Annotated in this window: 18 protein-coding genes and 1 pseudogene; 10 read left to right on the forward strand and 9 right to left on the reverse strand. The window is 58.4% G+C overall.

Translation table 11 applies throughout. The features are described from left to right. Position 1 precedes the first annotated feature (1 nt). Positions 2 to 237: pseudogene (locus ASE07_RS29925) on the reverse strand (putative DNA modification/repair radical SAM protein); the annotation flags it as partial. Between the two features lie 258 nt (positions 238 to 495). Here ASE07_RS29925 and ASE07_RS19685 point away from each other — a divergent pair. Next, a complete protein-coding gene (locus ASE07_RS19685; RefSeq protein WP_057292510.1) occupies positions 496 to 687 on the forward strand; it encodes a hypothetical protein in 192 nt (63 codons plus the stop codon). Between the two features lie 113 nt (positions 688 to 800). Here ASE07_RS19685 and ASE07_RS19690 read toward each other — a convergent pair whose 3' ends face one another. After that, complete coding sequence (locus ASE07_RS19690) at positions 801 to 1,151, reverse strand: hypothetical protein (protein WP_057292511.1); 351 nt, start codon at positions 1,149 to 1,151, stop codon at positions 801 to 803. A 229-nt stretch (positions 1,152 to 1,380) separates the two neighbouring features. Here ASE07_RS19690 and ASE07_RS19695 point away from each other — a divergent pair, with 229 nt between their 5' ends. Next, positions 1,381 to 1,689 (forward strand): hypothetical protein, encoded by a 309-nt coding sequence (locus ASE07_RS19695; RefSeq protein WP_057292512.1) that lies wholly within the window; start codon positions 1,381 to 1,383, stop codon positions 1,687 to 1,689. Between the two features lie 79 nt (positions 1,690 to 1,768). Here the strand turns inward: ASE07_RS19695 and ASE07_RS19700 are convergent, their stop codons facing one another. After that, positions 1,769 to 3,997 carry a molybdopterin-dependent oxidoreductase gene (locus ASE07_RS19700; protein ID WP_057292513.1) on the reverse strand — a complete coding sequence of 743 codons (2,229 nt, stop codon included), beginning with the start codon at positions 3,995 to 3,997 and terminating at the stop codon, positions 1,769 to 1,771. 216 nt (positions 3,998 to 4,213) lie between these two features. Here ASE07_RS19700 and ASE07_RS19705 point away from each other — a divergent pair, with 216 nt between their 5' ends. Then, positions 4,214 to 4,900, forward strand: a complete 687-nt coding sequence (locus tag ASE07_RS19705) for a type 1 glutamine amidotransferase domain-containing protein (RefSeq protein WP_057292558.1) — start codon at positions 4,214 to 4,216, stop codon at positions 4,898 to 4,900. A 135-nt stretch (positions 4,901 to 5,035) separates the two neighbouring features. On the opposite strand, the gene ASE07_RS19710 is transcribed toward ASE07_RS19705, so the two are convergent. After that, positions 5,036 to 5,440, reverse strand: a complete 405-nt coding sequence (locus ASE07_RS19710; RefSeq protein WP_057292514.1) for a chemotaxis response regulator CheY — start codon at positions 5,438 to 5,440, stop codon at positions 5,036 to 5,038. A 249-nt stretch (positions 5,441 to 5,689) separates the two neighbouring features. On the opposite strand from ASE07_RS19710, the gene ASE07_RS19715 reads away from it, so the two are divergent. From ASE07_RS19715 to ASE07_RS19745, 7 genes are all read left to right on the forward strand, one after another. Further along, complete coding sequence (locus ASE07_RS19715) at positions 5,690 to 6,541, forward strand: putative selenate ABC transporter substrate-binding protein (protein ID WP_057292515.1); 852 nt, start codon at positions 5,690 to 5,692, stop codon at positions 6,539 to 6,541. Then, positions 6,541 to 7,386 carry a phosphonate ABC transporter ATP-binding protein gene (locus tag ASE07_RS19720; protein ID WP_057292516.1) on the forward strand — a complete coding sequence of 282 codons (846 nt, stop codon included), beginning with the start codon at positions 6,541 to 6,543 and terminating at the stop codon, positions 7,384 to 7,386. Before ASE07_RS19715 ends, ASE07_RS19720 begins: the two co-directional genes overlap by 1 nt. Before the next feature lie 13 nt (positions 7,387 to 7,399). Beyond that, on the forward strand, positions 7,400 to 8,272 hold the full coding sequence (locus ASE07_RS19725; RefSeq protein ID WP_057292517.1) for a PhnE/PtxC family ABC transporter permease: 873 nt from the start codon (positions 7,400 to 7,402) through the stop codon (positions 8,270 to 8,272). Further along, on the forward strand, positions 8,269 to 9,072 hold the full coding sequence (gene phnE / locus ASE07_RS19730) for a phosphonate ABC transporter, permease protein PhnE (RefSeq protein WP_057292518.1): 804 nt from the start codon (positions 8,269 to 8,271) through the stop codon (positions 9,070 to 9,072). Before ASE07_RS19725 ends, phnE begins: the two co-directional genes overlap by 4 nt. Positions 9,073 to 9,458: 386 nt before the next feature. After that, a complete protein-coding gene (locus ASE07_RS19735) occupies positions 9,459 to 10,373 on the forward strand; it encodes a manganese catalase family protein (RefSeq protein WP_057292519.1) in 915 nt (304 codons plus the stop codon). Positions 10,374 to 10,579: 206 nt separating this feature from the next. Next, positions 10,580 to 11,932, forward strand: coding sequence for an Nramp family divalent metal transporter (locus ASE07_RS19740; RefSeq protein ID WP_057292520.1), 1,353 nt, complete (start codon positions 10,580 to 10,582; stop codon positions 11,930 to 11,932). Positions 11,933 to 11,956: 24 nt separating this feature from the next. Further along, positions 11,957 to 12,679, forward strand: coding sequence for an SOS response-associated peptidase (locus tag ASE07_RS19745; protein ID WP_082584309.1), 723 nt, complete (start codon positions 11,957 to 11,959; stop codon positions 12,677 to 12,679). Positions 12,680 to 12,863: 184 nt separating this feature from the next. On the opposite strand, the gene ASE07_RS19750 is transcribed toward ASE07_RS19745, so the two are convergent. The 5 genes from ASE07_RS19750 to ASE07_RS19770 form a co-directional block, all read right to left on the reverse strand. Then, positions 12,864 to 13,478: an undecaprenyl diphosphate synthase family protein gene (locus ASE07_RS19750; protein WP_057292521.1), complete on the reverse strand. Its 615-nt coding sequence runs from the start codon at positions 13,476 to 13,478 to the stop codon at positions 12,864 to 12,866. 64 nt (positions 13,479 to 13,542) lie between these two features. Further along, positions 13,543 to 15,312 (reverse strand): thiamine pyrophosphate-requiring protein, encoded by a 1,770-nt coding sequence (locus ASE07_RS19755; RefSeq protein WP_057292522.1) that lies wholly within the window; start codon positions 15,310 to 15,312, stop codon positions 13,543 to 13,545. 102 nt (positions 15,313 to 15,414) lie between these two features. Continuing rightward, positions 15,415 to 15,612 (reverse strand): hypothetical protein, encoded by a 198-nt coding sequence (locus ASE07_RS29485; protein WP_057292523.1) that lies wholly within the window; start codon positions 15,610 to 15,612, stop codon positions 15,415 to 15,417. Between the two features lie 293 nt (positions 15,613 to 15,905). After that, the gene (locus ASE07_RS19765; protein ID WP_057292524.1) at positions 15,906 to 16,979 is read right to left on the reverse strand and encodes a 3-deoxy-7-phosphoheptulonate synthase; all 1,074 of its coding nucleotides are present in this window, start codon (positions 16,977 to 16,979) and stop codon (positions 15,906 to 15,908) included. 71 nt (positions 16,980 to 17,050) lie between these two features. Beyond that, the gene (locus ASE07_RS19770; protein ID WP_057292525.1) at positions 17,051 to 18,334 is read right to left on the reverse strand and encodes a c-type cytochrome; all 1,284 of its coding nucleotides are present in this window, start codon (positions 18,332 to 18,334) and stop codon (positions 17,051 to 17,053) included. Positions 18,335 to 18,337: the final 3 nt, after the last annotated feature.

Below are 18,337 nucleotides of genomic sequence, written 5' to 3' on the forward strand. Positions count from 1 at the left end.
GTCAAGTGTCGTGCTGCGGCCGGTAATCAGCGGTCACAATGAATGGTTTGAGCTTGTCCATGCTGCAGCGAAGACGTGCCAGATCTGCATAACGGATTCGCCGTGCCCGGCGAAGTTCCACCAGTCGCCGCGCATTGCGCAAACCAATGCCCGGGACACGCACAATCAGATTCGGATTCGCAGTATTGAGGTGAGGGGAAAGTGTTCGCGATGGGCCAATGCCCAAGCCAGCTTGTCGATCAGTTCCATCAGCTTTGCATGCTGTTTTTATATACAGTATTTTACGCTGATAGCCCGATGGCTGCATTGACCGACAAGCCAGATTGCCTATGCGCTTTGTCTTTAGGCGCTTGTTATAAGCGTTTGTAGGATGGCAATCTCCTTTGTCCTGATTTGTACAGGACTAGTGTGCGTTTGCTCCGCATCAAAGTTGCGCAGAGCCAAGCTCTTAGACTTGGTACAGGCGAATGCCGATTCCTATGGCGGAGATACAGAATGACGCGACCAGAAACACCTTTTGAACAAGCAAGTTACGACCTTAACAAGTTCCGCGAACGCCGCATGGCCGAGCGACGCGCGGTCCCGCGTGACTCAGCGGATCGCAGGGCGAGCCATCGTGGCGAGCAAACAGATGCGCGCGACAACGAACAGGGAAACCAGGAGCAGGAAAACGGAAATAAAAACTAATTGAATGCAGGTTGAGATTCAGGCGATGTGACAAATCGCCTTTTCATCGTGCGGTACATGCCTGCAACATGTACCGCTTAATTTTTTGCGACACGGTTTCTCGTGTGCGATTTTCAGGCATGGCTGACAATCTGCGACGCTTCGCGATGGTAGCGCGGCATGGCGGGGATGGTACGTGTCTTAACGACGCTATCCATGCCACCGAGCCAATATTTGGACTTGGTGTCCCCCATCAGGTCACGCAATTCGCGGATGCTCATTTCTGTCAGTTCATGCGCTGCCAGCAACAGATCAGAATTGATGGCGACTTGCTTGTGGCGCACCTTGCTGATGGTTGACGGCGGCACGGCGAGAATACGGGCCAGCGCCGCATCGCTTTTCGCGCCGAGCATTGTCATCAGCGTGTCCAGCAAATGATTCGGCGTATAACCCTCTTGTACAACCAGTGGTGATTTCTTGCGCATGCTTAGCTCCTTGAAAACGATGAGTAATTTTGCCTCCACGAAACTCTTTGCGGTAAGAAATGCAACGGAAGCTTGATTTTGCGCAACTGCCTGTAAGCAAGCCTTGGTATGTCATTTTTAGCAACAGTGTTGCTATAACAATTGCTTACAACGTTATGGTCAACTCGATACCAGGACAGGTCGTTTGTAGAGGTGCAGCGATTTCCTATATCCACTACAGAGGACGACCATGAACAAACTGATTGCTACCCTGATCGCAGGCCTGTTCGCCACCGCAGCATTTGCGCAAACTGCTACCGCACCGGCAGGCACAACAACGACTGCACCGGCTACGAAGGAAGAAGCGAAAGCGGCCAAGGCGGACGCAAAGGCTGCGGAGAAATCGACCAAGGCAGATGCAAAGGCGGAAGAGAAAGTCACCAAGGCTAACGCCGATGCCGACAAGACAAAAGCCAAAGCCGACAAGAAGGCCAAGAAAAAAGTGGCCGAAGCCAAGAAGGATGCGGCTGAAGAGAAGGCCGACGCAGCGAAGAAGTAAGGACTTCGATGTAATCAAAAGGCAGACCGTCCGGTCTGCCTTTTTTACGCACTCATCGCGCAGTCATACAGTCATAAAGTCATGCATTGACCACCGCAGTCATTTCTATCGCCACCCCGCTCAACACCGCATTGCCCGACAAGGGATCCCGTTTGCTTTCATCGAGAATGGCATTCAGGTTGGCGCCAGGTCGTTCTGCCGCCACGCGCATGCGTGTGCCGGGCATGTCATGACCCCAGCCGTGCGGAAGACTGACCACGCCGGGCATCATGTCATCGCTGATTTCTACCTGTGCTTCGATGGAGCGTCCGCCGCTGCTGATACGCGCCATGCTTCCTGATTGCAGGCCAAGTCGCTGCGCATCGACGGAATGGACCAGGGCGGTACAGCGGAACGGGCCTTTGGCAAGGATAGGCAGGTTATGCATCCAGCTATTGCCCGAACGGACATGGCGCCTGCCGATCACGACCAGCTCGGGAGCGGGTTGAGCCAGATCGCCGCGTACCCGGCTCAGGTCCGCGAGTAGCATCTCAGGCGCGAGTTCAATCTTGCCCGACGGTGTGCGCAGCACTTCCGGTATGCGTGATTGCAAGGGACCGAGGTCGATGCCACCAGGCGCCGCTTTGACCTTGGCAAGATTGATGCCGCCCGGATTACGGCCGAACTGGTCGCCGTAGGGACCGGTGCGCAAGGCGAGGTCGATCTGGCGCTCAGGGCCATTCAGATGCGATAAGGCAGCCAGTACCGCCTCGGCATGCTCCCCCGCCATGCGCCGCACATCTTCGGCAAACAACGCATCATCCAGCTTCAATACGTCAGCCTGCGCGCCCTTGCCTTGCACGATCGCGGCAAGGCGTAGCAGCACCTGCCATTCAGGCGGCTGTGCCGGATCGCGCTGCAGTACCGGCTCGCTGTACCGCGCATGATTGCGATAGCTGAACTGCGGGAATGCAACGTCGTAATGCGATTCTTCCAGCGGCGACAGGCCGGGCAGGATGACATCGGCATGGCGCGTGGTTTCGTTCAAATAGATGTCGACGCTGACCATGAATTCGAGCCCGTCCAGCGCTTCGGAAAGACGCGGCCCATTCGGGGCCGACAACACCGGATTGCCGGCAATCGAAATCAAGGCCTTCACTTGTCCATCGCCCGGTGTCTGGATCTCTTCCGCCAGGCAGACAATTGGAAACTCTCCCATCACTTCCGGTGCACCCGACACACGGCTTTTGCGCCGGCCAGTGATAACGCCCCTGCCAACGCCGGGCTTGCCGGCGGTATTGGCGGAAAACGCGGCGGCCTTCGAAAACATCGCGCCGCCTTCCTGGTCAAGGTGACCGGTCAGCACATTGAGCACATCGATCAGCCAGCTGCACAGCGTGCCGTACTCCTGAGTACAGGTTCCCATGCGGCCATAGACCGCGGCGCGTTCAGCGCTCGCAAGTCGTCTTGCAAGCGTGCGAATGGTTGCGGCATTGATACCGCAACGATCGGCCATGCGTTCAGGCGTAAAGTCGCTCACCGCGCTCTTCACCAGGTCGACGCCGGCGACATGTTCGGCAAGCGCCCCCAGTCGCACCAGTTGTTCGTCGAACAGGGTATGCACCATGCCGAGCAGCAGGAAGACATCGGTGCCAGGCCGGATGAAGTGATGTTCGTCGGCGGCCAACGCCGTTTCCGTGCGGCGTGGATCGATGACGACGATACGGCCGCCACGTGCGCGCATGGCCTTGGCCTTGCCACGGTAATCCGGCACTGTCCATAAACTGCCGTTCGACACCATAGGGTTGGCACCCAGCATCAGCAGGAAATCACTGCGTTCAATATCTGGTACCGGGAAGGACAACCAATTACCAAACATCAATCCGCACGAGAGTTGCTTGGGCATCTGGTCCAGCGTGGAGGCCGAAAACATATTGCGGCTGCCAATCGCCTTGGCCAGGCGCGAGAAGTACAGCAGCAGACCAATCTTGTGCGCGGAAGGATTGCCGATCACCATGGCGAGTGCATCGGCGCCGTGGGCCTGCACCACCAGCGGCAAGCGACGTTCGATTTCGGCGAATGCTTCATCCCAGCTCGCTTCGAAAAATTTGCCGTCGCGCTTGATCAGCGGCGCGCGCAAGCGGTCCGGATCTTCATGCAAATCTTTCAGGGACGCACCCTTTGGACAGATATAACCGCGACTGAACACGTCTTCGTCATGGCCGCGTATGCCAATCACCTTGTTGTCGCTTACTCTCAGTTCCAATCCGCAGCATGCCTCGCAGAGCGGGCAGATACGGTGGGCAATCGTTTCGGCATTGCTGGTCATGCTTGTCTCCTCTTGATGCGGTCCGATGGCTCGATAACTGGTTTTATTGTCAGGTGATTATGAGGGATGTGCGATAACCTTGCAGGTAATAACGCATTGCGCCGCAAGCAATTTTTCATGCATTTCCGCAAGATCTTTTCCCGTCCGCATGGTCGAACTTTCAATAAGCAGGCTTACTCTACGTTGATTCATTGTCAAGCGATAGAGGATGACCTTATGAATATTCTGATGGTGTTGACATCACATGACCAGTTGGGAAATACCGGAAAGAAAACCGGTTTCTGGCTGGAAGAATTCGCGGCACCCTATTATGTCTTCAAGGATGCGGGCGCAAGGATCACACTGGCGTCGCCGAAGGGTGGCCAGCCGCCGCTGGACCCGAAGAGTGACGATGCAGATGCCCAAACCGCGGCCACCCAACGGTTCAAGCAGGATAAGGAAGCACAGCAGGCACTGGCCAATACGGTGCTGCTGTCCAGCGTGTCGCACGAGGAATTTGATGCGGTGTTTTATCCGGGTGGGCACGGCCCGTTATGGGACCTGTCCGAAGACCAGGATTCATTAACCCTGATTCAGAGCGCGTATGCGGCTGACAAGCCGGTTGCCCTCGTGTGCCACGCACCCGGCGTACTCCGTCATGCCAAGCTGCATAACGGACGTCCGCTGGTCGAGGGAAAGCGTGTGACCGGTTTTACCAATACCGAAGAAGAGGCGGTACAGCTGACCAAGGTGGTGCCTTTCCTGGTCGAGGATTCGCTGAAGAAAGGTGGCGGTCAGTTTTCAAGAGGGCCGGACTGGAGCTCGTATGTACAGGTCGACGGCCATCTGATTACCGGACAAAACCCGGCATCATCGGAAGAAGCCGCCCGTGCGACGCTAAAGCTGCTGCAGCAAGGCACATAGGTTTGGCGCCGTGTTCAATCTGCCGGGTTCACGGGTACGTATTCCGGCAAGGCATGAAGTGCGTGCCCGGCGTACTCTTTTAACGTCGTCCCTGCGCAATGTTTCAGGTGCGGTTAATCGCGCGGTTAATCGCACTCATGCGCATCGGACAGCGAGCCCTTTTTTCGTCAGGATCTTGTCGACCTTCTCCTTCAGTGTCGCGGCGTTGAATGGCTTGACGATGTAACCATCGGCGCCGGCCTGGGCGGCAGCGATGATGTTTTCCTTTTTCGCTTCGGCAGTGACCATCAGGACCGGCAGGTCTTTGAAGTCCTCTGTCGCGCGAATCTTTTGCAGCATGGTCAAGCCATCCATGACCGGCATATTCCAGTCCGTGACCACAAAATTGATGGGGATGCCGGAGCGCAGACAATGCAAGGCCTTTTCACCATCTTCGGCTTCGGTAATCTTGGTGAATCCAATTTCCCGCAACAGGTTGGACACGATGCGGCGCATGGTGGAAAAATCGTCAACGACGAGAACGTGGATATGAGCAGACATGCAATGTTATAAAAGGAATGTTGCAGCGCGAGCGCGCCATGGTTGGTATGGAAGCGGGGTACTGCAATCCGCGCCAAAAGACTGGTTAAGAGACATCAACAGGAAAAAAGTTCCTGCCGGACATCCTTCGGCAGGCGAAGGAAGGGATGTTTATTCAGTTTTGCTATCATGGCGGCCGGACACGGCGCTTACAACGCCTTCTTCCCGGCCAGAACGGCCTTCCTCTAACTCTTGGGCTCCTCCTTCCGCATGAAAAATTTTCTTCGCGTTGCGCTTACCGTTTCCGCATTCCTGATTGCAGGCCTGGCACAGGCACAACAGGTGTTCCGCGTATCGGCCATCCCTGACGAGGCGCCAACGGAGCTGCAGCGAAAGTTCAAGCCGCTAGGCAGCTATCTCGAACAGAAGCTCGGCATGAAAGTCGAGTTCGTGCCGGTTACGGACTACGCAGCCTCGGTCGAAGGCCTGATCAACAACAAGCTAGACATGGTGTGGTTTGGCGGTTTTACCTTTGTGCAGGCGAAGGTACGCAGCGGCGGCAAGGTGATCCCGCTGGTACAGCGCGAAGAAGACGAACAATTCAAATCGGTATTCATCACAACCGACAAGTCGATCAGCAAGCTTGAAGACCTGAAGGGAAAGACCTTTGCCTTCGGCTCTGAATCATCGACCTCCGGTCACCTGATGCCGCGCTTTTATCTGCTGAATGCGAACGTCAATCCGGACACCGACATGAAGCGTATCGCTTTCTCCGGTGCGCATGATGCGACAGTCGCCGCTGTATCCGGCGGCAAGGTGGATGCCGGTGCGCTGAACATCTCGGTCTGGGAAAAACTGATTGCACAGGGCAAGGTTGATCGCAATGCGCTGCGCGTGTTCTACACAACGCCGGGGTATTTTGATTACAACTGGAGCGTGCGTTCGGACATGAACCCTGCGCTGCGCAAGAAGCTGACCGATGCTTTCCTCGCACTCGACAAAAATGATCCGAAAGCCAAGGAGATCCTGGACCTGCAACGTGCGAGTCGCTTTATCCCTACCAAGGCGGAAAACTATGCCTCGATTGAAAAGGCTGCCCAACAGGCAGGACTGCTGAAGTAATGAGCTTTTCACTGAGCGGCGTGTCGGTGCGTTATGCGCCCACATTGCCGCAACATGCCTTGTCCGACGTGACGCTCAACATTGCGCGCGGCGAACAGCTCGCGCTCATCGGCCCGTCAGGCGCGGGCAAGACCACGCTGCTGCATACGCTGGCACTGGCGCGCGCGCATGACGGCGGAAGCTTTACTGCATTCGGCGTCGAGCCGTGGAAGCTGTCGTCGACGCAGCGGCATGCATTGCGTGCCCGGCTTTTTCTGGCGCCGCAGACACCGCCGCTGCCGCCCCGGCAGCGCGTGGTCACCGCGGTGCTCGCAGGTCGGCTGCCCCAATGGACATTGGGGCAGGCCCTGCTTTCATTGCTCAAGCCGGCGGACCCGCGCGCCGCGTACGAAGCGCTTGCCCGCTTCAACCTGCAGGACAAACTCTATGCGCGCGTCGACCGTCTTTCCGGTGGCGAGCGCCAGCGCTGCAGCCTGGCCCGGCTGATCGTCTCGGACGCAGAAGCCTTCCTGATCGACGAGCCGCTGTCGGCACTCGATCCGACACTGGCACGGCAAACGATTGACGTGCTGCAGCAGGAAGCGGCACGCCGCAACGCCAGCATGGTATGCAGCCTGCACCAGGTAGAACTTGCGCGCGCGCTCTTTCCGCGTATTGTCGGCTTGCGCCACGGCCGCATTATCTTCGATGCGCCCAGCGAAAATGTGAGCGATCGCATGATCGCCGACCTCTACCAGCAGGGGACGTCGACAACCGCAGCCGATCGCAACGATCCCGGCACGGCCGACAGCATCGCCGCTGGCGAGGGCGCGACAGGGCGTCGCTTCGCTCCCGGCTGTTTCTAAGTATTCCAAGCGCATGTCCGCACATCCGGTCCACCCTGCTCATTCTGCGGACTCTGCTGAATCCGGTCTCACGTCCTATCGCGATCCGGCATGGCGCGGCCGCGTTACTACATTCGTCATTGCACTGGCGGTGCTGTGGCCGCTGCTGGTCTGGAGTGAATTCAAACCCTGGATCCTGCTGGACGCGCAAAGCTTGCAGGCCACCGGGCGCTTCCTGCTCTCTTTTATTCCGCCCGCGCATTCCGGCGAGTTCCTGTTGCTGGTGGCGGAAGCCACTTGGCAGACGGTTGCCATGGCGACCGCCGGCATGGCGCTGGCGCTGCTTGGCGCAATACCCCTGACGCTAGTGATTACCGAATTGCTGTCGATATCGCGCCTTGGCACCGGGCGCATCGGCATGGTGGGACGTACGGTGCGCCAGTTGATACGCTGGTTGCTTATCCTGTTGCGCAGCGTGCCCGAACTGGTCTGGGCCTTGCTGCTGGTGCGTATCGTTGGCCTCGGTCCGACCGCAGGTGTGCTGGCCATCGCATTGACCTACTGCGGCATGCTCGGCAAGGTCTATGCGGAAATCCTCGAATCGACCGACCCGCACGCGACCGATGCACTGCTCTACAACGGCAGCAGTCGGCTTGCCGCGTTGTTTTATGGCGCACTGCCGGACTCGGCATCGGAACTGGTGTCGTACACCGTGTACCGCTGGGAATGCGCGATCCGCGGTTCGGTGGTGATGGGCTTTGTCGGCGCCGGCGGACTTGGCCAGCGCATGGATGAATCCATGAAGATGCTGGCCGGCGGCGAAGTGGCCACCATGCTGATCATTTTCGTACTGCTGGTGGCCGCTGCGGATGGTGTCAGCAAGATGTTGCGGCGGAGGCTGGCATGAAGTTGTCCGAGACGGGCTTGCCGCCGGCACCGCCGCATATTCGCGGCTCGACATTGCTGCTGCTGTTCGGCCTGCTATTGCTGGTGATTGCCAGTTTCGCGACGCTGCCGCTGCAATGGAAGGCACTCTTTACCAGCGATGCGCTACATACCAGCGTCGATTTTCTGAAAGGTTTTGCGCCGCCGGAAACCGCAGCGAACTTTTTGCGCAAGGTCCTTGGTGCTACGGCCGAAACCCTCGCGATGTCGGCACTCGGCACCTTGCTTGCCGCGCTTGCCGGCGCTGCGCTCGCGATTCCGGCGAGCGGCCGCTTCGGTAATGCAACGCGAGGCATGACACGCATGCTGCTCAATGCATCGCGTTCAATCCCGGAACTGGTATGGGCGTCCATCCTGTTGATTGCGGCCGGCCTTGGCCCGTTTGCGGGCACGCTTGCGCTGGCCTTGCATACCAGTGGCGTGCTTGGGAGACTGTTTGCCGATGCGCTGGAAAATACGCTCCCCCAGCCGGAGTCAGCATTGCGTATCAACGGAACGCATGCGATGGCCGCGTTCTTTTATGCGACGCTGCCGCAAGCTTTGCCGCAAATGATGTCGTACACACTTTATCGCTGGGAAAATAATATCCGTGCTGCGGCAATTCTCGGCGTCGTCGGTGCTGGTGGTCTCGGGCAAATGCTCAAATACCACCTGTCGCTTTTCCAGATGCATCAGGCCGCTACGGTCATCATCGCGATGCTTTTGCTGGTAGCACTCGTGGATGCGTTCAGCTTCACGCTGCGGCGCATCATGATGCGCTGACATTCCCCCTGTTACTCGCGCTTTAGCCGGCTGCTAGTTTGATGGCTTGATCATTTCAAGACGCATGGCCGAAACTAACATTCGCAAGGAATTTTCAATCAGCTTAATAGCCTAAGCTTATGAATGCCTTGGCAAGATTTTTGTGAGTCCGTTCTGACATGGAAAATGTCAGCGAGTCCATGTGTGCATTTTATAAAACGCGCCGGTAAAACTTTCCGGTTACGGCATTCATCAGAGCTTACGCAAACACACAGACAGCGCGGTCATCACAACATGCGAGCCTGTAGCGCGCCGTGGTATATGTCTTGCATCCTTTCGACGTCCACTCAACAAAGCAATCCTGGCCAGCCTTACGCCAGTGCCAGGCAACGTCTGAAAGGATAACCATGTTTGCTCATAACAAACGTCTTCAGTACACAGTAAGGGTCAGTGAAAGCAATCCCGGTCTGGCCAATCTTCTGCTTGAACAATTTGGCGGACCACAGGGCGAACTTGCTGCGGCCTGTCGCTATTTCACGCAAGCACTGGCTGAGGATGATCCGGGTCGCAAGGACATGCTGATGGACATTGCGACAGAAGAACTGAGCCACCTTGAAGTCATTGGCAGCCTGGTTGCGATGCTGAACAAAGGTAACAAAGGCAAGCTGGCCGAAGGAGTCGATACCGAAGCGGAAATGTACCGCCAGATCAGCGGCGGCGGCAATGACAGCCACGTTACCCAGGTACTGTATGGCGGCGGCTCGCCATTGATCAACTCGGCCGGCGTGCCATGGACTGCTGCGTATATCGATACCATCGGCGAACCAACCGCCGACCTGCGTTCCAATATTGCCGCAGAAGCACGCGCGAAAATTGTGTACGAACGTCTGATCAACTGTACGGAGGATCCCGGTGTGAAGGAAGCCCTCGGTTTCCTGATGACACGGGAGATTGCGCACCAGAAGTCTTTCGAAAAAGCCCTCTATGCCATCGAACCGAATTTCCCGCCCGGCAAACTGCAGGGCGATCCCCGTTTCACCGGCGTGTATTTCAATATGTCGCAGGGCGAAGGCGATGCACGCGGCTCATGGAACCAGGGCGATCAATGGATGTTCGTCTCGGATCGCAATGAACAGGCAGCCGTCGACGGCGGCGATGGCATGCCGACCGTGCAACTGAAGCCCGAAGAGATGACCGCTGTCGATGCCATGGCTGCACGCACGATGTCCAATCCGACAATCGATCCGCCCACTGGCGCCGAACTGGGTGCTGCACCGGACGGACTGTCGAAGTCGGCGAAAGGCAAGACCATTAAACCGTAATGTCGATCACCACGTTGTGCCGCGCGGGCATGCAGCATTAGTGTGCCCGCGCCATGCGTCCGGCAAAAGCGTCTTTATCGCTTTCGCCGGCGCGTTTTGCTGTACGCATAGGTGCTTCATCGCTGATATGCGGCTGGTGTTCGGCTGGTGTTCGGCTGATATTCCATCGTTAAATCTCTGTTTATCACCATAAAGGATGACTCTTCATGCCGCCGCCCACCATCGTAGAAACACCGTCTCCATGGGGTGCGCCGACAACTGCTGCCGATGGCTCAAACGGATCGAGCATGCTGCGTAGCGTCGCCGTGACCCACAACGGTCACTGGATCCGACGCCTGCTTGGTTTTATGGGCCCCGGCTATCTGGTTGCCGTCGGCTACATGGATCCCGGTAACTGGGCAACGGATCTCGCCGGCGGCTCTTCATTCGGTTATTCGCTGCTGTGGATAATCATGCTGTCGAACCTGATGGCAATCCTGCTCCAGATTTTGTCGGCCCGACTCGGCATTGCGACCGGCATGGACCTCGCGCAGGCTTGCCGGCAGCATTACTCACGCCGCTCGGCGTTCTTTCAGTGGATCGTCTGCGAAATCGCGATCTGCGCGACGGATCTGGCGGAAGTGATCGGCACCGCCATTGCGCTCAACCTGTTATTTGGGATTCCCCTCACCTGGGGCGTGTCACTCACCGTGCTCGATGTATTGGTCGTACTGTGGCTGCAGCAACGCGGCTTTCGTTATTTCGAAGCCCTGATCATATCGTTGCTGGCAGTGATCTTTGTCTGCATCGGCGCCAACCTGATTTTGTCCAGCCCCCAGTGGAGCGAGGTCGCCGCCGGACTCATACCCAGTTCGCAAACCGTGACCGATCCGAAAATGCTGTATCTCGCCATCGGCATCATCGGTGCAACCGTCATGCCGCACAACCTGTATCTCCACTCGTCCACGGTACAGACGCGGCGCTTTGAACTGAGTGACGAAGGCCGGCGTAATGCGATGAAGTACGCATCGATCGATGTCGTCATCGCCCTGTTTTTTGCACTACTGGTGAATGCCTCGATTCTGGTCACCTCGGCTGCGGTGTTCCATACCAGCGGCCACCATGAGGTTGCGGAAATTCAGGATGCCTATCATTTGCTCACACCGCTGCTCGGCACAACGGTGGCCAGCTTCCTGTTCGGCCTGGCCTTGCTGGCGTCGGGCCAGAGCTCGACGCTGACTGCCACGCTGGCGGGTCAGGTCGTGATGGAGGGCTATGTGCAATTGAAAATGCGGCCATGGCTGCGGCGTCTGGTCACGCGTTCCGTGGCCATCGTACCGGCACTGATCGCGACCGTTTACTACGGCGAAAGCGGTACCGCGAAACTGCTGATTCTGAGCCAGGTGATCCTGAGCCTGCAGTTGCCGTTTGCCGTGGTGCCGCTGGTGCGCTTTACCAGCGACAAAGCCAAGATGGGTGTCTTTGCCAATCCTGCCTGGCTGAAGCGGCTGGCATGGCTGGTGGTTGTCATCATCGTGTCGCTGAATGCAGCCATGCTGTACGGACTGGTCAGCGGATAAATCTGAAATTGTGGACTCTTCATCATGTGCGGACGCATCACACAACACCGGTCGCAAGTCGCTTATGCACATGCAATGGGCTGGAATGTCGATGACTTCGGCCGTCATGGAGGTGGAAGCGGGAGGGGGCCGAGCTGGAATGTGGCGCCTGGCACCGCGCCCTGGCTGATGCACCGCTTCGGCGATGACGGCGAACATATCGATCAGGTTACCTGGGGTTACCGTCCATCGTGGGCGGCCGAAAAGAAAATCCCGATCGCCATTAACGCACGCATCGAGAAAGCGGCGACCGGTCCCTACTTCCGATCGCTCTGGAAATCGGGACGCGCGATTGTGCCCGCCGATGGCTGGTATGAATGGACCGGCGAAAAAGGCCACAAGCAGCCCTGGTATATCCGGCGCAGGGACGACCGACCGATGTTTCTGGCGGCGATCACCGGCTATCGGCCAGAAAAAGAGCCGGGCGAAAATACGGGTTTCGTGATCGTGACGGCGGCCGCCGAAGGGGGACTGGTGGATGTTCATGACCGCCGGCCGGTGGTGTTTTCAGCCGAAGATGCCGCGCTCTGGATGGACAACAGCCTGCCGCCCGATCAGGCCGAGCACCTGGCACGTGCCGTCGCACTACCGCCGGATGTCTTCGAATGGTACAAGGTCAGCACCGACGTGAACCGGGTCGGCAACAACAATGCACAGTTGATCGAACCTATCGAATCCGACGTAGCGACCGAAGAAGATGATGCCTGATACCAATCCCAACCCATAACGCACCATGAGATCGCGTCTTTTTCCGTCTGCCTGCGTTGCACTCGTCGTCAATAGCCCGCTATTGACTCCTCCTGCGAAATCCGTCGATCTCATTTGTCACGTTACAGGTTGGGATTGGTATGAGTTAGCGCCATAAGACGCCAGCACGGAAACGGAAACCTTATTAACCGCCCAGCGTACGGTCCTGTTTGGCAAACCACGACAGCGCCTCGTCAAGGTGCGCAGGCTTGAAGTCCGGCCAGTAATCATCAACCACATAAAAGTCGGCATAGACAGACTGTACCGGCAGGAAGCCGCTCAGCCGCCTCCCACCGCCCCATCGCACAATCATGTCGACGCGCGACACGTCTTTGGAATAGACGTCGCCTTCCCTGATACCCGATAGGTCCCATTGCCAGCCATAGTTCACCAGGAAATTGACCTTGATTCCGGAGCCCTGGCGCTGGCGAAAGCGGCGCAACTCCGATGGAAATTGCTGAGAACCGTCGTCGCCGACGACCAGCAAGGCTGCGCCGCGTTCGTAGATTTCGAGTGCAAAGCGCACGCAAGCCTGGCGAAACGCTTCCTTCTGCTCCGGCGGGCGCTTGACGTTGTCCTGCGTGAAGCCGTAAACCGACACCTCTTCAATTCCGTATTCCTTGCACTGTTCATACAGCGCAAGTCCGGGTTCGATGCCGAATGCGTAACCGTCCTGCTTATGCAGGCCCTGACTGACGGCCCAGCGGCGATTGCCATCCGGGATGAAGCCAATGTGACGGGGAAGAGCGGTATTTTTCATCGTTCCTCGCAGGAGTTATTGAGTAGGTGTTAGTCCTTTACATCCATTCCATGCCTTACGTCCATTACGCCTCGGACTGCTGTTGCGCCAATGCGGCCTTCACGGCTTGCGCGTCGGGGTCGCCTTTTTCGAGGGCTTCGTAATACGACCTGGCCTGCGCACGGGTGACTTGCGGCGGCAATGGCGGCACGTTGGCGTCGGCGACGAATTCGAGCACGCACGGACGGTCCGATGCGAGCGCCTTGTCCCAGGCCGCGCCAATTTCATCGGGGCGCTCGACCCGCATGCCGTGCAAGCCCAGCATGCGCGCGAAATCGGCATAAGCAAAATCCGGCAAATCCTGCGACGCCGGATATTTCGGATCGCCTTCCTGTCCGCGCTGCTCCCAGGTCACAAAGTTGAGGTCACGGTTATTGAGCACCATCACCACGAGCCTGGGGTCGCCCCAGTCGCGCCAGCTCTTGGCAATCGTGATTAATCCGTTGATGCCGTTCATCTGCATTGCGCCGTCGCCGACCAGCGCAATCACCTGGCGTTGCGGGTGGGCGAACTTGGCGGCAATCGCGTAAGGCACCGCCGATCCCATGGTCGCCAGCGTGCCTGACAGCGACGCCATCATGCCGCGCCGCATTTGCAGATGCAGTGCATACCATGCGGCCGTGGATCCGGAGTCGCAAGTCACAATGCAATCGTCCGGCAGCCGACCCGACAACTCGTAAAAGGGCCGTTGCGGATTGATCGGATTGGCGTCGTCCATCGCACGTCGCTCCATCACGTTCCACCAGCGCTGCACATTGCTTTCGATCCGCGTGCGCCAGCTGCGGTCGCTCTTGCGATCGAGCAGCGGTAACAAAGCGCGCAGGGTGGCGCGTGCATCGCCGATCAGGTTGCAGTCCATGGGATAGCGCAGGCTGGTCATGCGCCCGTCGATGTCGATCTGGATCCCGCGCGCCTGCCCTTCCCTGGGCAGGAATTCCGCATAGGGGAAGCTCGAACCGACCATCAGCAAGGTGTCGCATTCGTTCATCATGTCCATGCTGGGACGCGTGCCGATGAGTCCGATCGAGCCGGTGACGAAGGCAAGGTCATCCGGCACTGCCGCCTTGCCGAGCAGCGCTTTGGCGATCCCTGCGCCAAGGGTTTCAGCAACGTCAATCAATTCATCGGTTGCCTGCAATGCGCCCGCTCCGGCGAGGATCGCGACTTTCTTGCCGCCGTTGAGCAATGCTGCCGCCTCCTGCAAGCTATCGGCGGCTGGCACCATGTTGCGTCCCACGCTGCCGATACCGGAATGCACGGTGCCGTGTTCGCGCGGCGGCACTTCCACCGCTTCGAGTTCCTGCACATCGCTGGGCACAATGATGCAGGTCACGGTGCGCTGGTCGAGTGCGATCCGGACCGCGCGATCAATCAGATGGCGCACCTGCCCGGGCAGGGTCGCCATCTGGATGTACTCGTGCGCGACATCCTTGAACAGCGACATCAGGTCGATTTCCTGCTGGTAGTCGCCGCCGAGCGACGCACGTTTTTGCTGGCCGACAATCGCGACCACTGGCTGATGATCGAGTTTGGCGTCGTACAGTCCGTTCAATAAATGGATGGCCCCAGGACCTGACGTGGCAAGACAAACGCCAAGCTCGCCGGTAAATTTTGCATGCGCGCAGGCCATGAAGGCAGCCATTTCTTCATGCCTTGTCTGCACGAAGGAAATGGCGTCCTGCCTGCCCAAGGCACCCATGATGCCGTTGATGCCATCACCAGGATAACCGTATAGGCGTTGCACCTTCCATTGCTGCAGTCGCTGCAGGATGAAATCTCCGACAGTTGCCAAGATGCGCTCTCCAGACTTTCAATGAACAGCCCCGCATGCAAAATACACACCACGCAGCTTGTCTGTACGCGGATTCGCAGTTCGGCAACATGGCACCCTGCCAGACTACCTGGTTCCGCCTGTGGGATTGCCGGTCGGCCCGCTGCCGGAACCGCCACCGCCGCCGCCAGGACCTTGCGCTCCCCCGGTGGTCGCCGCGGCCCACACATCTCTGTAAGCCGGATCGAGGTCCAGGTAGTTTTGCCCGGTCGATACCGAGCTGCCATGGATATTAAACACGGCGGTATGGTTGTAATGCCTCATACCACCTTCTTCCAGTCGACACCCCATGAAGGCGTGCCGGGGGCGTCGGATGAAACTCGATCGGCTGGCCGTTCATCATCACCTCGCCGATATAAGCACCGCCAACAAAACCTAACGGGCGAGGGTCAAAATTGACTCTGACAAAATGCCGCGCAATGCATTGCGAAATAGTTCAGCCGGCGTAAAGGCAGCTGGTAGCCTTGGGTCGGCTCGCCTTCACGCCAGGGACCGCTGCGGTACAGGTGGACCTGGAAACTTGCAGCAGGCTAAAGATGAAGAGTGCTATAAGCAGCTTATTTGCATCGTGCCGAGAGCACGCCCTTCAGCATCGCGTCGGCGTCACGGATCATCTTTTCGGTGGTCTCCCAGCCCACGCAGCCATCGGTCACCGAGCAGCCGTACTTCAGTTGGGAAAGGTCTGCCGGGATGGATTGCTTGCCGGCGACGATGTTCGATTCGATCATGACGCCGACCAGCGAATTGCTGCCGAGACGCACTTGATTGACCACGTCGGCCATGACCAGCGGTTGCAGCTCCGGGTTCTTGAAGCTGTTGGCATGCGAGCAGTCGACCACGATATTGGCGGGCAGCTTCGCCTTGGCCAGCGCTTGCTCGGCCATCGCCACCGACACGGTGTCGTAGTTGGGACGACCGTCGCCGCCACGCAAAACCACATGCCCATAGCGATTGCCGCTGGTGCGCACGATGGCCACCTTGCCCTGGCCGTTGATGCCGAGAAAGGAATGTGGATGCGAGGCAGACAGGATGGCGTTGATCGCAATGCCGATGTCGCCGTCGGTCCCGTTCTTGAAGCCGACCGGGGTCGACAGGCCGGATGACATCTCGCGGTGCGTCTGGGACTCGGTGGTGCGTGCGCCGATCGCGGTCCAGGCGATCAGGTCGCCCAGGAACTGCGGTGAAATCGGATCGAGCGCTTCGGTCGCGGTGGGCAGGCCAAGTTCGCAGACGTCGAGCAGAAACTTGCGCGCAGCGGCCATGCCGCGCTCGATGTGGAAGGAATCATCCATGTCCGGATCGTTGATGTAACCCTTCCAGCCGGTGGTGGTGCGAGGCTTTTCAAAGTAGACGCGCATGACCAGCAGCAAGGTGTCGCTGACTTCCGCCTGTAATTTTTTCAGGCGGCGTGCGTAATCCAGGCCAGCAACCGGATCATGGATGGAACACGGCCCGACGACCACGAACATGCGTGGATCCTTGCGATCGAGAATGTTGCGCAGCGTTTCACGGCCCTTGGTAACAGAGGTGCCCGCCGCTTCTGTCAGGGGAAGACTGGCATGCAAGTCTTCCGGCGTGGGCATGGAATCGAAACGGGTAACGTTGACGTTTTCTACATTAAAGGTAGTCATGGCAGAGGCAGGATGGGCGGCAAGGGTTGAATGGAAACCCCATAGTGTAACCGCCCTCGCACCGGCCCCGGCTACTCCAGCACGATCGATCGATAGTTATTGATCTGATCGCCCGTTACCATCGAACCGCGATTGCCCCAGTTGTTACGCACAAAGGAAACCACCGCGGCGACTTCATCGTCGTTCAGGATCGCACCGAAAGGCGGCATGCCATAAGGCCGGGGATTGCCGGCGGTGCTGGGCGGGTAGCCGCCATGCAGCACCGCCCGGATCGGGTTGACCGGCGAGGCAAGTAGCAGCGAGCGGTTGCCGGCAAGCGCCGGATAACCGGGCGGCTGCCCCTCCCCGGATGCCTTGTGGCATTCGACACAATGTTTTTCATAGAGCGAGGCACCGAGGCTCAGCATCTGCTCGGTCTCGGGATTGCGCCTTGGCCCCGCCGGCTCTTCGGCTTTTTCATTCTGCGGCAGCGATTTCAGGTAGACCGCCATCGCCCTCACATCCTTTTCGTCCAGATATTGCAGGCTTTCCTGAACCACTTCCGCCATCGGGCCGGACGCGGCGCCTTGCGCCGAGACGCCGGTTTTCAGCAGATCGACGATATGCTGCACCTCCCACTTGCCCAAGCCTTCGCCGCGTTCGCCAGTCAGCGACGACGCATACCAGTTGAGCATGGGAATCATCGCGCCGCTCAGGTTTTCACCACTTGTCGTGGCGCCCAGGAAATTGCGCGGTGCATGGCAGGCACTGCAATGCCCTAACCCCTGCACCAGATAGGCGCCGCGATTCCACTCGGCATTCTGCGTCGGTTCCGCTTCATACACGCCGGGGCGGAAATACAGGGCCCGCCAGCCGGCCAGCAGGAAGCGGTAATTGAATGGGAAGCGCAATTCCGGTTCCTTGTTGACCTGGTGCACCGGTGGCACCGTCTTGAAATACGCATACAGGGCATCGGAGTCGGCGCGCGTGACACGAGTGTAGTTTGGATAAGGAAATGCCGGATAGAGCAGCGTGCCGTCCTTCGACTTGCCGTTATGGATGGCGCGCCAGAAATCGTCGGCGTTCCAGTCGCCGATGCCAGTTTCCTTGTCGGACGTGATGTTGGGTGCATGGATAGCGCCGAACGGGGTCTGGATCGCGCGACCACCCGCATAGGCGGCACCGCCGCGCGTGGTGTGGCAGGCCATGCAGTCGCCGGCACGCGCAAGATAAGCGCCCCTTTTGACAAGTTCGGCGGCATCAGCCTGGGCGGCGGCCGGAGCGGCGCCGACATCGTCTTCACGTGTACCGAAATAGGCGGTGATTCCAAGGCCGCACAGCACGAGGACCAGCAATACCAGGAGAATACGTTTCATGAT

The organism is Noviherbaspirillum sp. Root189 (genome assembly GCF_001428545.1).
Taxonomy (GTDB): domain Bacteria; phylum Pseudomonadota; class Gammaproteobacteria; order Burkholderiales; family Burkholderiaceae_D; genus Noviherbaspirillum.

Excerpts from the sequence above, each read along its gene's own strand:
- ASE07_RS19685 (WP_057292510.1), top strand. The coding sequence starts at position 496 with ATGACGCGACCAGAAACACCTTTTGAACAAGCAAGTTACGACCTTAAC.
- ASE07_RS19690 (WP_057292511.1), bottom strand. The coding sequence starts at position 1,151 with ATGCGCAAGAAATCACCACTGGTTGTACAAGAGGGTTATACGCCGAAT.
- ASE07_RS19695 (WP_057292512.1), top strand. The coding sequence starts at position 1,381 with ATGAACAAACTGATTGCTACCCTGATCGCAGGCCTGTTCGCCACCGCA.
- ASE07_RS19700 (WP_057292513.1), bottom strand. The coding sequence starts at position 3,997 with ATGACCAGCAATGCCGAAACGATTGCCCACCGTATCTGCCCGCTCTGC.
- ASE07_RS19705 (WP_057292558.1), top strand. The coding sequence starts at position 4,214 with ATGAATATTCTGATGGTGTTGACATCACATGACCAGTTGGGAAATACC.
- ASE07_RS19710 (WP_057292514.1), bottom strand. The coding sequence starts at position 5,440 with ATGTCTGCTCATATCCACGTTCTCGTCGTTGACGATTTTTCCACCATG.
- ASE07_RS19715 (WP_057292515.1), top strand. The coding sequence starts at position 5,690 with ATGAAAAATTTTCTTCGCGTTGCGCTTACCGTTTCCGCATTCCTGATT.
- ASE07_RS19720 (WP_057292516.1), top strand. The coding sequence starts at position 6,541 with ATGAGCTTTTCACTGAGCGGCGTGTCGGTGCGTTATGCGCCCACATTG.
- ASE07_RS19725 (WP_057292517.1), top strand. The coding sequence starts at position 7,400 with ATGTCCGCACATCCGGTCCACCCTGCTCATTCTGCGGACTCTGCTGAA.
- phnE (WP_057292518.1), top strand. The coding sequence starts at position 8,269 with ATGAAGTTGTCCGAGACGGGCTTGCCGCCGGCACCGCCGCATATTCGC.
- ASE07_RS19735 (WP_057292519.1), top strand. The coding sequence starts at position 9,459 with ATGTTTGCTCATAACAAACGTCTTCAGTACACAGTAAGGGTCAGTGAA.
- ASE07_RS19740 (WP_057292520.1), top strand. The coding sequence starts at position 10,580 with ATGCCGCCGCCCACCATCGTAGAAACACCGTCTCCATGGGGTGCGCCG.
- ASE07_RS19745 (WP_082584309.1), top strand. The coding sequence starts at position 11,957 with ATGTGCGGACGCATCACACAACACCGGTCGCAAGTCGCTTATGCACAT.
- ASE07_RS19750 (WP_057292521.1), bottom strand. The coding sequence starts at position 13,478 with ATGAAAAATACCGCTCTTCCCCGTCACATTGGCTTCATCCCGGATGGC.
- ASE07_RS29485 (WP_057292523.1), bottom strand. The coding sequence starts at position 15,612 with ATGAGGCATTACAACCATACCGCCGTGTTTAATATCCATGGCAGCTCG.
- ASE07_RS19765 (WP_057292524.1), bottom strand. The coding sequence starts at position 16,979 with ATGACTACCTTTAATGTAGAAAACGTCAACGTTACCCGTTTCGATTCC.
- ASE07_RS19770 (WP_057292525.1), bottom strand. The coding sequence starts at position 18,334 with ATGAAACGTATTCTCCTGGTATTGCTGGTCCTCGTGCTGTGCGGCCTT.